Source organism: Pseudomonas sp. SJZ080 (assembly GCF_007828295.1).
Taxonomy (GTDB): domain Bacteria; phylum Pseudomonadota; class Gammaproteobacteria; order Pseudomonadales; family Pseudomonadaceae; genus Aquipseudomonas; species Aquipseudomonas migulae_A.
The window spans coordinates 1-12,204 of sequence record NZ_VIUK01000020.1 but is presented as its reverse complement, the minus strand read 5'-3'; the positions used below and the strand labels follow the sequence as shown (position 1 = coordinate 12,204).

The 12,204-nt window shown below is 60.3% G+C and carries 10 protein-coding genes; 9 read left to right on the top strand and 1 reads right to left on the bottom strand.

What is annotated here, in order from left to right; all coding sequences use genetic code 11:
* The first annotated feature begins 24 nt into the window (after positions 1–24).
* The 9 genes from FBY04_RS22855 to FBY04_RS22815 all read left to right on the top strand — a co-directional run bounded on the left by FBY04_RS22855 (position 25) and on the right by FBY04_RS22815 (position 11,045).
* Positions 25–420, top strand: coding sequence for a GNAT family N-acetyltransferase (locus tag FBY04_RS22855; RefSeq protein WP_178118317.1), 396 nt, complete (start codon positions 25–27; stop codon positions 418–420).
* On the top strand, positions 420–953 hold the full coding sequence (locus FBY04_RS22850) for a hypothetical protein (RefSeq protein ID WP_256667126.1): 534 nt from the start codon (positions 420–422) through the stop codon (positions 951–953). The genes FBY04_RS22855 and FBY04_RS22850 overlap by 1 nt, the downstream gene beginning before the upstream one ends.
* A complete protein-coding gene (locus FBY04_RS22845; RefSeq protein WP_145317076.1) occupies positions 950–2,980 on the top strand; it encodes a hypothetical protein in 2,031 nt (676 codons plus the stop codon). The genes FBY04_RS22850 and FBY04_RS22845 overlap by 4 nt, the downstream gene beginning before the upstream one ends.
* On the top strand, positions 2,977–4,893 hold the full coding sequence (locus tag FBY04_RS22840; RefSeq protein WP_145317074.1) for a hypothetical protein: 1,917 nt from the start codon (positions 2,977–2,979) through the stop codon (positions 4,891–4,893). The genes FBY04_RS22845 and FBY04_RS22840 overlap by 4 nt, the downstream gene beginning before the upstream one ends.
* A gap of 42 nt (positions 4,894–4,935) precedes the next feature.
* A complete protein-coding gene (locus FBY04_RS22835; protein WP_145317072.1) occupies positions 4,936–5,307 on the top strand; it encodes a hypothetical protein in 372 nt (123 codons plus the stop codon).
* A 63-nt stretch (positions 5,308–5,370) separates the two neighbouring features.
* Positions 5,371–7,917, top strand: a complete 2,547-nt coding sequence (locus tag FBY04_RS22830) for a hypothetical protein (protein WP_145317070.1) — start codon at positions 5,371–5,373, stop codon at positions 7,915–7,917.
* Position 7,918: 1 nt separating this feature from the next.
* Positions 7,919–8,257: a hypothetical protein gene (locus FBY04_RS22825; RefSeq protein ID WP_145317069.1), complete on the top strand. Its 339-nt coding sequence runs from the start codon at positions 7,919–7,921 to the stop codon at positions 8,255–8,257.
* Entirely contained in the window at positions 8,247–9,872 is a 1,626-nt protein-coding gene (terL, locus tag FBY04_RS22820) for a phage terminase large subunit (RefSeq protein WP_145317067.1), read from the top strand. The genes FBY04_RS22825 and terL overlap by 11 nt, the downstream gene beginning before the upstream one ends.
* Before the next feature lie 24 nt (positions 9,873–9,896).
* Entirely contained in the window at positions 9,897–11,045 is a 1,149-nt protein-coding gene (locus FBY04_RS22815; RefSeq protein ID WP_145317065.1) for a hypothetical protein, read from the top strand.
* Positions 11,046–11,151: 106 nt separating this feature from the next.
* Here FBY04_RS22815 and FBY04_RS22810 read toward each other — a convergent pair whose 3' ends face one another.
* Positions 11,152–11,361, bottom strand: a complete 210-nt coding sequence (locus FBY04_RS22810) for a hypothetical protein (RefSeq protein WP_145317063.1) — start codon at positions 11,359–11,361, stop codon at positions 11,152–11,154.
* Positions 11,362–12,204: the final 843 nt, after the last annotated feature.

Genomic DNA, 12,204 nt, shown 5'->3' with positions numbered 1-12,204 from the left:
CCCCGGCTGATCGAGCTGGGCACCATGCTGCACGACATCAGCAGTTACTCAACGCTCGCTTTCTCACCCGAGAAGTCCGCGGCGTTTCTGCATGAGCTCATCAATGGGCACAACGGTGTGGTGTTCGTGGCTGAGATCAGCGGCGACATCGTGGGCGGCATGGCTGGTGGGATCGTTGACCAGTGGTTCAGTGAGGAAACCATTGCCTATGACTACTCAGTGTTCATTGAGCCATCGCGCCGCAGCGGCTTCACAGCGCGCCGACTGATTCTGGCGTTTGTCGAGTGGGCGCGGCTCCGTGGCGCTCGCCATGTGCAGCTGGGTATCGGCACAAAGCTCAACGTCGAAGGCACCTCGAAGCTGTATCAATCCCTGGGGTTCGATGTGTTCGCGCCCCTCTTTCAAATGGAGATCAACTAATGGCTGCTGGCGCTGCGTTTATGGCGGCATACGGCGGATACATCGCCGTCGCTGCTGCCGTTGCCGGGACGGCATATTCCGTCTATTCATCCCAACAGGCCGGCAAGCAAGCCGACCAGAATGCCAAGGCCCAGGCCGAGCAGTCGCAGCTTGACGCTGATGCTGCTGCCAGTGCTTCGGTGGTCCAGGCCGACCGCATACGTCGACTTGCGCGCAATCAAGCGAGCGAGGCAAATGCCGCGCTTGCAGGGTCTGGCGTCGAAGTGGGCGAGGGCACGGCCATCAACATCAACGAGGAAATCTACGGCAACGCCGAAGAAGACGCCGCGCTGACCATCTTCAACGGCCAGGCTCAGAAGGCCCGAGGCTACGCCGACTCCAGCAACATCAGAATGCAGGGGGCTCAGGCGCGCCAAGCTGCGAACTCTCAGGCTATCGGCAGCGTATTGAACACCGGTGCTTCCCTCGGCATGTCCGGCTGGAAAGCAGCGGCCAACGGGCAGGCATCTAAACCCGGGGGCGCGGCTGTATGAAAATCCCAGTGGGCAACTTTGGCCAGACCAACGTGCAGACGGATGTCGCGCAGAACCGCGTCATCACCACCGATCCGGGTGTACAGAACCGCATAAACCAACAGGCTGCTGGCGCGGTAACCAGTCTCGGGCTGAATGTCCTTGACCAGCAGATAGATAAGGGCATCAAGGAAGACCAGGCCCTTGCCCGGGTGAAGGCCAGTAACTCGCTGATCGATCGCGAATCGCAGATCAAGACCATCGCCACCGACCTTGATGAGCAGATGCGCACCGGCAAGCTGAGCTACGAAAAGGCGCCGGAAGCCTATAACGCGGCGGTGTCGAAGCTTGACCCGCTGGACACTCCGGGACTTGACGCTGCTCAGCAGGGCGAAATCGGCAACTCTCTCAAGCGCATGCAGATCGGTGGCCTTGAAGCCATCCGCGCATCCGCTGCCAAGGGTCGTATTCAGTCCGCCCAGAGCGACCTGGTGTCACGCATGGACATGCTGGGCAAAGACGCCGCCATGCCCGGCGCGAACGTCGATCAGATCAATGCCCGCATGGATGCCGAAGACATCGATATCGCTGGTCGGCTGGCCTTCGGCGAAGGATGGGCCAGCAAGAAACAGGAATTCAAGGACGACAACTGGACCACGCACGCCACTCAGCGTGTCATCGAGTCACGCGAGAGCCTGGGCAGCCTGCAAAAGGTCGAGCACGACCTCACCGCCGAGGATGGGTTCTACGCCAAGAAGCTTGACCCGGAGAAGCGTACCCAGTTGCTGAACACCGTCAGCGGGCGAATCTTTCAGGTCAAGGAACACCAACAGCGCCAGGCCGAAATGCGGGAAATGAAGGCCGAGCGGATACTTACCCAAATGGATCGACAGGCAGCAACAGGTGTTCCGCCGACGCCGGCAGACCAGCAGCGGTGGAAAGCCGGGCTGTCTGGCACGTCCGCCGCCGGCGAGTTCAACGCACGCATGGGCGAAATGAACGAGGTGCAGAACCTGTTGCGTCAGCCCATTGCGGCGCAGCAGCAGTACGTCGAACAGAAGCGCCTGCAAATGGCCAGGAATGGCGGCAGCGTCACCGAGCAGGCGAACGTGGCTCGCCTGCAAACTGCGATCGATAACAACACCAAGCTGATGCGCGAGAACCCGCTCACCTTCAACGCCATGCGAACCGGGGTCGACGTCGAACCGCTGGATATCTCGGGCATCACCACGCCAGAAGGACAGGCCAAGCTCGGCGAGCAGATCGCGAACCGCTTCGACGTGGTGAATTCAATGCGCAAGTCCTACGGGCCTGAGGTTGCTCGCAACCCGTGGAAGCCTGAAGAGCAAACCATGCTGGCTTCGTTGCTGTCGCAGGCCGATGACGGCACCAAGCTGCAGGTACTGGGCGCTATCGCGGCATCCTCACCAACTGGTGCCGATGCCGCTGCCGCGATCAAGCCGATTGCCGGAGATCAGCCGATCACTGTCCTTGCCGGCATGGCGCAGTTCCGTGGGCTCAAGGGTGAAGACGGTACCGACGTGCCCAAGACGTTGTTGGCCGGCGCGAAGGTGCTCACCGACAAATCAACACCGATGCCGAAAGACAACCAGTTCCGGGAATCCTTCGATGAGCGCGTGGGCAACTCGCTCACACCTGGTACCCCGCAGCGGGAGCAGGCCTATCTGGCTTACAAATCCATGTATGCAGGCATGGCCGGACCGAAGGGCGTGAAGCATGACGGGCCGTCGCCTGAGATCGACAGCAAGCTTGCCGATCAGGCGATCACCCTGGCCACCGGCGGAGTGGGTGAGCGGGGCGGCGCGAAGGTCATCAAGCCCTACGGCATGAGCGACAAGGTGTTCGATAAGGTCGTCGATATCGAACTCGAAGGCCTGGCCACCCGTAGCAAGTTCCCGATCGGCCAACTGGAGGACATGCCGCTGTCGCCGGTACCGGGCAAGGAAGGTTCGTATTACCTGCTGAATGCGGGTCGGGTACAGATCGATCCGACAACCAACGAACCGATGATGGTGAAAGTCAAATGAGCTGGCTTGACGGGATGGTCGAAGAAAACGAAGCGCTGAGCCAGAACGAGCGCCTTGGACGGACAGCAGACAAGCCGGCCCCGGGCGCCTTCACTGGCGCACTCGACGTTCTGGGTCCCAGCCTGCTGCGTGGTGGGCTTGAGGCTGGCGCCGCCGTTGAGTCTGGTTTCAGCTCGCTGTGGCAAACCGGCCTTGATGCGGCCGCCAACGTGCTACTGCCTGAACCGAAGTTCGGCGGAAAGCCCAACGTCACCAGCGCTGAAGAATCGAGCCAGGAGACGCTGGGGCAGGGCACGGCTCAAGCGGTGATGGACCTGCGCCCTGATCCCGCCGAAGTCGGTGTGGTCGGCCAGATCCTTGGCGAAGCCGCTGCCATTTTGCCGCGCACGGTGGTGGGCACGGTCCTCGCTGGGCCTGTGGGAGCGGGACTGGCTGCTGGTGGTCCTGCTGGCTACGCAAGCAAGCAGGTTGGCATGGCTGAAGGCTTGGACGAATCAACGGCCACTCTCAAGGGGGTGATCGACGCTGCAACCGTGGGTGTCGGTGCGGTGTTGCCGGCGGCGCGCTTCGTCAAGCCATTGCTTGGAGATGCTGCAATTGCTGTAGGAGCGAACGTAGGGTTGGGCATGGCTGGGCGCGGCGCCACTGCCGAACTGCTGGACGGTGGCGGCTATCACGCACAAGCCGCCCAGTACCGCGCCATGGACGGCACCGCGATTGCGACGGATGCCATCCTCGGTGCTGCGTTCTTCGGCATTGGCCGGGCCGGACTGCGCCGTCCCACCACTGAACAGGTCGACGCGGCATTGAGTGAGCGCACCTATCAGCATGCCGATATCGACACCGCACCAGGTGCGCCGATCAACCCACGGTCAGCGGTTGCCCACCAGGATGCAATCCGTACGGCTATCGGCCAACTCAGCCGCGGTGAACCGGTGGTGTTGCCCGAGAGCATCCACTCGGCCCAGTTCATGCGAACTGCCGAGAAATCCTCGGTAGTTGCTCCAACCCGTGACGTAGCGCTGGCCACCGCCAAACAGGATCTTGAACCGACCTTGCGCATGCAGCTGGAGCAGGAAGCCGCCGGCATTCTCCCCAATGTGAAGGACGTCCGCGCCGAGCTGGGCACGCTCAAGCAGTCCATTGATGGGTTGGACGATACGTTTCGCGCTCGAGCAAAAGAGTTCCAGGCACAGGGGCAGAGCCGCAAGCGTGCCGAACAGTCGGCAAGGCAAGCGATCGATGCTGAGCGCCTTGAACTCAGCGACCGCCAGACCGCGCTGAATGAAAGCCTCACCGGCAACCGCACCGCCGAGCTTGCCCGCGCCGATCTGGCCGCCATGAATCGTGGCGAAACCCCGTCTCGCTTTGACGATCGAGTGAATCAACGCGCGGATGCCATTGTTCAGGGCTTCGAGAAAAAGCCACTCGCTGCCGGTGTCGCTGAAGCCAACACCCGGCAGTCCATGGCGCAGATAGCGCAGCAGGAAATCCGCCGCATCCTTGACGATATAGAACGCGCTGAGCCGACGTTGCAGGCCAAACCGCTGGATATTGGCCGGCCAGTTGATGCTCCAAAGGCTGGGAAAAATGCACAGGCCCCAGCAAAAAATGCATCGGAACCGGCAAAAGTTGCAACAACTGGGGGAAAAGATGCATCAGCACCCCCTAAAGATGCAGCACCGTCGAAAGGCGAGCAGCCCGATGCTGACCCGGTCGTGCAAGTCGCAGACGAGATCCTGAGCCGCATGGACGACATGCGTCTGTCCACTGGCGCGCTGGATGCCGACGGCAACCCGATCACTGTGTCTGCGCGGGAACTGATGGCGCAGGCCGACGCCGATATCGTCAGGGCTCAGGAAGAATCCCGGGGCTTTGTCGCCGCTGCAGCGTGCTTCCTGCAACGGGGGTGATGTGTGAATATGCGACCACACAAGCGATTCAAGGGACAGGACATGAAAAGGGTATTGCCGCTCATTGCGCTATCGCTGCTCGCCGGGTGCGCTTCCGAAGCGAAGTATGAAACCCGGCTGAACACTTGGATCGGCCAGGACGAGCTGAAACTCGTTCGTTCGTGGGGGCCGCCAGAGCGCACCTATGAATCGGGCGATAGCAAGTTTCTTCAATACTCGTTCGGCAACACTCTCGTTTTGCCTGGTACCCCGTCTGTTGCAAGCACCAGCGTGACCGGCACTGCCGCCTACACGACGGTCAGCCACGGCGTGCCGCAGCAGGGGCTCGAATACAATTGCGCCACCACCTTCGAAATCAAAGCGGCCAAAATCGTCGACTGGTCCAATCGCGGCAACGGCTGCGTCTCTGAATAAATAGTCGGGAAACCGTCTATCCCCCCACCATAGGCTTGCCCCATTCCAATTGGAGGCAAGCCCATGGCCATGCGCGCCGAGTGCATTCAAGCTGTCACCCAGGCCATTGGCCGATCCCTCACCCAACCAGAAATCCAAGGCATCGAGGACAGGCTGCGCCGCAACATGCGCCAGCTCGCCCAGACCGACACCACCTGGCAATCAAAGACCGCTGCCGACCGGTTGAACGAGGCCGCCACCAAATCCGCGCAGGAGCTGGTGGCTGAGCAGCAACTCAAGAAAAAGCGCGTGGCCCTGACAATCCTGGCCCACGACCGCATCGACAGTTATATGAAACGTTTCCCGGATCAGCCCCTTGAAGGGCTTGATCGGTTGTTGGCGTTTTCCAGCGATGGCAAGAGCGGCATTCAGTCGATCGAGTCGGCCAGTCGCGCCATCCGTGACGATGCGCTGAGCCGCATGCTTGAGGTGATCGACCAGACTAAGGGCAAGTTTATGGGGTTGTTCCAGGACGAAGCTGGCAACCTCGCTTTGGTGCGCGAGCTGCACGGGCAGGATTCCGGCGTAGCCACCGCCAAGACCGCAGCGAAACAGTTTCAGGACACCGCTGAACAACTGCGCCAGCGCTTCAATCGTGCCGGCGGCGATGTGGGTTTGCTGGATGATTGGTCGATGCCGCGCGATCACTCGCAGGTGAAGGTGGCCAAGGACCAGGCTAAGTGGGTGGGGGACCACGTGCAGTGGGCGAACCGCGCCAAGTACATGAAAGAAGACGGCTCGCCGATGAATGATGTTGAGCTGACCGACTTTCTCAATCACGCATGGACCACCCTGGCCACCGGTGGCGTCAACAAGCTGGAACCGGGCAACGTCGCCGGCAACGGCATGCGCGCCAACCGTGGGAGCGAGTCCCGCCAAATCCACTACAAGGATGCCGAGAGTTTCATCGCCGCACAGAAAGCGTATGGCGAACGCAACCTGCTGGAGCTGCTGATAGGCCACATCGACAGGGCATCGCGGGATGTCGCCTTGGTCGAAACGCTGGGCCCGAACCCGAACAACCAGATGCGTTACTTCCTCGATGAAGGGCAGAAGGTCACCATCGAGGCCGACCCACTGAAAGCCGACAAGACCGCCAAGCAGCGCCGGAAGATCGAACACCTTTATGAAGAGGTGGCCGGCACCCGCGAACCGCCAGCATCTGCTGCTATTGCCAACGGTTTCGAGACTTACCGCGCCCTGAACGTCGCCAGCCGCTTGGGCTCGGCGGTGCTGACGTCCGTAACCGACCAGGGAACGCTGGGGCTTACCGCTGCCATGAACGGCATGCCGGTGATGAAGGTATTCGCCAATGAGATACGCATGCTCAACCCGGCCAGTGCCGGGGATCGTCGCATGGCGCAGCGTGCCGGGCTGGGCTTGAACCAACTGATCGGTAGCCTCAATCGCTGGGGCGCTGACGGCTTGGGAAGCACCGAGCAGATATCGGGCAAGGTGTCGAAGTTCTCGCAGACCGCCGCCAGCAAGGTGATGCAGGCGTCTGGCCTTAACGCCTTGACCGCTGGCACGCAGAGGGCTTTCGGCGCCACCATGATGGACACCATCGGCGACATGTCGCGCCGGCACCCGACCATTGCAGCCATGGACCCAGCCGACAGCAAGCGCCTGCTCGGCCAGGGCGTAACCGAAACCGATTGGTCTGTGTGGCGCCTTGCTCAGCCTGAGGACTGGCGCGGCGTGGGCGACACAGTGCTGACCGCGAACAGCATCTACCGCATTCCTGACGCTGACCTGGTGCAGATGGCCAAGCAGCTCAACACTACGCCGCAGCGCCTCAAGGATCAGGCCGCCACCAAGCTGCTGGGCACCGTGCTGGATGAAACGAACATGGCAATCATCGAGCCCGGTGCCCGTGAGAAGGCCATGATGCACGGCGGCGTTGAGCGCGGCACCGTCAAGGGCGAGCTGTTGCGCTCGTTCTGGCAGTTCAAAAGTTTCTCCATCGGCATGGTCATGCGGCACGTCCAGCGCGGCATGGCGCAAGAAGGCTGGGGCAAAGCCGGTTATCTGGGCGCGCTGATCGCCAGCACCACCGTGCTGGGCGGCATGGCCATTCAGCTCAACGAAGTAGCCAGCGGGCGCGATCCGAAAAACATGCTGGACGACGGCACGCTCGGCGTGCCGGGCCTGCGCTTCGGCATCGCCTCCATGCTCAAGGGCGGGGCGATGGGTCTGTATGGCGACTTCCTGTTCTCTGACAACTCGCAGGGCGGCAGCTCGCCACTGGCGGCCGTCGGCGGCCCCATCGCTGGTGACATCGAGCAGGTATTCAAGCTCAAGGACAATGCGGCCGCCGGCGAGGTCAACCAGACCGGGGCCAAGCTGGTGAAGCTAGCCAAGAGTCATTTGCCCGCGGCGAACCTCTGGTACACGAAGGCCGCAACGGACCACCTGATCTTCAACCAACTGCAGGATTACTTCTCGCCCGGGTACCTGCGCCGGATGAAGCAACGCGCACAGAAGGAATTCAAGCAATCGTATTGGTGGGAGCCGGGCGACTCGACGCCCGATCGCGCGCCGAACCTTGACGCCGTAGTAGGAGGCCGCTGATATGCGTGACGATCAGATCACCCGATTGCAAGCGCTCAGCGAACGCCTGGGTGAAGTTGTAATTTCCGAGGTCGATCCGCACAACTGGCCAGGTGCTGAGAAGGTTCCGGCTGAACTCACCCAGCAGGAACGCGGCGACCGCTACTGGTGCAAGAAGAACGCCGCCGCCACCATGACTCTGTTGCTCAAGGTGGTGAACATCGCCGGCATCATGAACCGCCAGAAGCCAGCCCCGGACGCTGGTCATGCTGTGGATGAACTGGACGGCGAACTAGCTGCCGCCGAACGTGAGGCGCAAGCCATCATCGATCGGATGCAGAAGAGTGGCCATGTCCACTGACCCCGAGAAGAAAGTCAGCCTACTGGTTTTCTTTATGCTGTGGGCACGGCGCATGCGATGGGATGTGCCGTTTATCCACGTTCAAGCGCTGATATGGCTGGAGGCTAAAGGGCCTCTGGCCGTTTTGCGTTGCTTCCGGGGCTTCGGCAAATCCACCTTGCTGGCGATCTATAACGCCTGGCTCTACTACAAAGACCCGACCTTTCGAATCCTGCACCAGTCGGAATCGGACCCGACCGCCTACAAAACCAGCCGAGATACGCAGAACGTCATCCGCAATCATCCGCTGACCCGTCACCTGTTGCCGCCCAACCAGGGCACCGTCGAACAATGGTGGGTAGAAGGGGCGTCCGACTTCCGGAACGCCAGCATGTTCGCCAAGGGCATTCTGTCCAACGTCACTTCGGCCCGCGCTGATGAATGCCAGAACGATGACGTCGAGGTCCCGCGAAACATCCAGACACCCGAGGCACGGGAAAAGCTCCGGTACCGGCTCGGTGAACAGACACACATCCTGGTGCCGGGTGGCAGCAAGCTCTACATCGGCACCCCACACACCCATGACAGCCTGTACGACGAACTGGAAAGCATGGGCGCCGACTGCCTGACCATCCGCATGTTCGCCCAGGAACACAGGATTGATGACGCCAAGCTGAACGCCTACGACGTGCCGTTCGTGCCTGACGTGGTGTTCTCCGGAATCGGCAAGCACGCACGGGTGCTGGTGCTCGGCAAGGATTACCAGCCGACGAAGACCGGTATTGCCTTCTTTACACCACCCGGCACGTTGGTCGATTGCTATGCGGGCAGCGCCTGGCCCGAGCGTTTCGACATGGCGACACTGGAAACGCGCCGTAAAGAAACCCGCACCATCAACGAATGGGATTCGCAGTATCAACTCCACTCGAAGCCCGTCACGGAGGTTCGTTTGGACCCGACCCGAATTATCCCCTACGACGTCCAGCCGACCATGCGCTACGCCAACAACGCGGCTGCCATGTATCTGGGTTCAACGCAGATCGTTGGCGCGGTAGCTTACTGGGACTGTTCGCTGGGCAAGATCAAATCCGACGCCTCAGCATTCTCGCTGCTGCTGACCGATGCCCGCGGGCAACTCTATTGGCACATCGCCGCCGGTCTTACCGGGGAAATTGCTGAGTTCGACAGCCGCGACCGAATCATTGGCGGCCAGGTGTACCAGGTGCGCGAGCTGGTGATCAAATATCAGATTCCGCGCGTCATCGTCGAAACCAACGGCCCGGGCGGCTTCGTGCCGACGATCCTGAAACAAGCCCTGAAGGGTACCGGTTGCGGGGTGGGGGAAGAGCACTCAACCGTCAACAAACAGAAACGCATTCTCGACGCCTTCGAATCGCCGCTGTCGGCGCGCTTCCTGTGGGCTCACATCGATGTGCTGCGCGGCCCGGTGTGGGATCAGATGCGCGATTTCAATCCGGCAGTGAACACCCAGGACGACGACTATATAGACAGCGGCGCCGGCGGCATCAGCTCAACCCCTGTGCGCATTGGCCGAATAGTCGGGAAACCGACAGAGGCTCGGCGGGACGATTGGCGCCCAGATGCGGGCACTCATGATGTTCAGGTCGAATACTAGCCCGCCCACACTCAGGGGCACGTCATGTCAGTTCAACCAGGACCAACGTTTAAGCGCTATGCAGCCAACGGCATTGCGCCGACCTACACCATTACCTTCCTATTGCTTGATGCTGCCGACCTGCAAATCACGCTCGACGGTGCCCTGATTACGTCCGGGTTTACCCTTACAGGTATTGGCAACCCAACCAGTTCATGCACATTCACGGTGCCGCCGCTGGGCGATCTGTTGTTTCAGCAAGTCATGCCGTTTCAGCGGTTAACGGACTACCAAATCAACGGCGACTTCCTTGCGCAGACGGTAAACCCGGACTTCGATCGACTGTGGTTGGCCGTCAAGCAGCTGTATCGAGACAATGGACGAGCTCTGACGGTGAGCTTGCTGGAGCCTGAAGGCATCCCGCCGCTGCCGGTCATCGCAAATCGCGCTTTGCGGATGCTGGCCTTTGATGCGCTGGGTCAACCGACCCCTTCCAATCTGACCCTGGAGCAGATCGAACAGCAGCCGGCGCAGGCTTTGGCTGCCGCCGCTGCCGCCGCTGCATCAGCTAACGCCGCTCATTTATCCGAAATTGCAGCCGCTGCATCCGCCTCCGCTGCGGCCGCGTCTGCTGCTTTTGCCGGCGACCCTTGGAATTTTCAGCCTATCGGCGTGCCGATTCCCGTGTTTACCAACCTGACAGGGGTTACTGAGCCACCCACCAATCAGCCTTATCGCTACATCAAGCTCACTGCGGCCGATGCCTACAACACAGGTGTGCTGAGTTCGGAGAGTGTGACCGGGACTTCGCCGCTTGTGCAGGCGACTGCCGTTGTCAGCTTGGCAAGTAGTCCATTGAACGGGCAAACCGTAAGACTGATGAACACCGAGCGGCGATTCCTGAGGGCGGGCTCGTCCGGCACAGTCGAGGGCGATCAATTCCAGGGGTTTCAAGTCGGTGCCGTGGAGGCAGGCGGAACCCGTTATGGTGATATGACCGCCAACGGCGCCTCAGGCTCTGTCGCAACTAACGCAGGCAGCGGGTTTTCCATCGAGCGATGGCTCGCATCAAATGGCGCAGGCCTAAGCACCCGTTTGCAGCCAGTGGGTGACGGCACCAACGGCGCCGTCCGATCAGGGACGGAAACGCGCGGCAAGAACATCGGCGTTACCTATTACATGCGCATCAAGTAATTCCTGCTCGGCAGGGACGCCAGAAAGGGCCAGCAGCGCAGCAAAAGTACATTGGTTAGTCCATCGAGGCTTGTAGATTCCGCGAGGGGCTGGCGACGAACAGCGCTCAGTCCGGCGCCATCAGCACCGCAAGCGTCAGCTTGATGAACTCTTCGTTCTTGTCGATGGTGTCCAGGGCGCCGCGTACGTTGTCAGCCACTTCGGCGCCGCCACGCTCCTCGACCCAGTTGGACAGTTCAAGAATCGCTGCCTCTAGAGCCAATTGGTTTTCGTTGATCTTGTAGAGCAGAGAAGGGAGCAGGTCTGAATGGGGCATTGAATTTCCTCCGTGAAGAGGGAGCGTAGCAGGGAGAAACTTGAAGTGTGAGAATTGATGTGGGGTGTCGGCAGAACGCCGTAGGGGCAGGGACTTTCTGAACGAAAGCCTGTAGGGACTTTTGCGGGGAAACGTGAAACCAAGCTGAACCACGTAGAGCGTCGATTGCAGTGGGCGCCTACGTAATGGACTGTAATTTAAAGCCTTTTAGGACGTCCGCCAGCATGGGGTGCTAGGGGTCGAGTGTTCGAATCACTCCGTCCCGACCATATTTTTCAATGACTTAGCCCAATCCGAAAAGATTGGGCTTTTTCATGCCTGAAAGAATACTCCCACATTTACTCCCACGAATATCCTGGATCTAGGTAGCTGTGAGCTAGCGATAGCTTTGGCACTGCTTTGCGCCAGCTCTGGCTGCCCACCAACGGCAGGCAGCGCCTGGTGGGTAGCAAGGGCATTGGAATCGCTCAATACAAGATTGGGTAGAGAAGTATTCGCAGCTACCTGAATACACGGCGATATCGTTAATATGCTGGGTGGAGTGAGCAGCTCCTGACGGCTGATCAACTTGAGCTCAAGCACATTGACTTACACCAATTTCCACTTCTGGCTTTGGTTGAACCTTGGCGAAACGATCGAGTTGGCTTCGACATAGCAAGGACGCGTACAGATGATCGACTACCTCGCGGCATTCCCCATTCCAGCCAACCTGTTGCCGGAGCGATTGCGTTCGCTGCTACAACCAATCTGTAGTGGTCTAATGAAACCGGACACCCATTTAGGCGAGAATGCTCGCCAGATTGAGGTGTCAGATGACCAAACAACGCCGCTCCTTTACTCCTG

What these genes read in the sequence shown, in the direction of transcription:
- FBY04_RS22855 (WP_178118317.1), top strand. Translation starts at nt 25, where the DNA reads ATGCTGCACGACATCAGCAGTTACTCAACGCTCGCTTTCTCACCCGAG.
- FBY04_RS22850 (WP_256667126.1), top strand. Translation starts at nt 420, where the DNA reads ATGGCTGCTGGCGCTGCGTTTATGGCGGCATACGGCGGATACATCGCC.
- FBY04_RS22845 (WP_145317076.1), top strand. Translation starts at nt 950, where the DNA reads ATGAAAATCCCAGTGGGCAACTTTGGCCAGACCAACGTGCAGACGGAT.
- FBY04_RS22840 (WP_145317074.1), top strand. Translation starts at nt 2,977, where the DNA reads ATGAGCTGGCTTGACGGGATGGTCGAAGAAAACGAAGCGCTGAGCCAG.
- FBY04_RS22835 (WP_145317072.1), top strand. Translation starts at nt 4,936, where the DNA reads ATGAAAAGGGTATTGCCGCTCATTGCGCTATCGCTGCTCGCCGGGTGC.
- FBY04_RS22830 (WP_145317070.1), top strand. Translation starts at nt 5,371, where the DNA reads ATGGCCATGCGCGCCGAGTGCATTCAAGCTGTCACCCAGGCCATTGGC.
- FBY04_RS22825 (WP_145317069.1), top strand. Translation starts at nt 7,919, where the DNA reads ATGCGTGACGATCAGATCACCCGATTGCAAGCGCTCAGCGAACGCCTG.
- terL (WP_145317067.1), top strand. Translation starts at nt 8,247, where the DNA reads ATGTCCACTGACCCCGAGAAGAAAGTCAGCCTACTGGTTTTCTTTATG.
- FBY04_RS22815 (WP_145317065.1), top strand. Translation starts at nt 9,897, where the DNA reads ATGTCAGTTCAACCAGGACCAACGTTTAAGCGCTATGCAGCCAACGGC.
- FBY04_RS22810 (WP_145317063.1), bottom strand. Translation starts at nt 11,361, where the DNA reads ATGCCCCATTCAGACCTGCTCCCTTCTCTGCTCTACAAGATCAACGAA.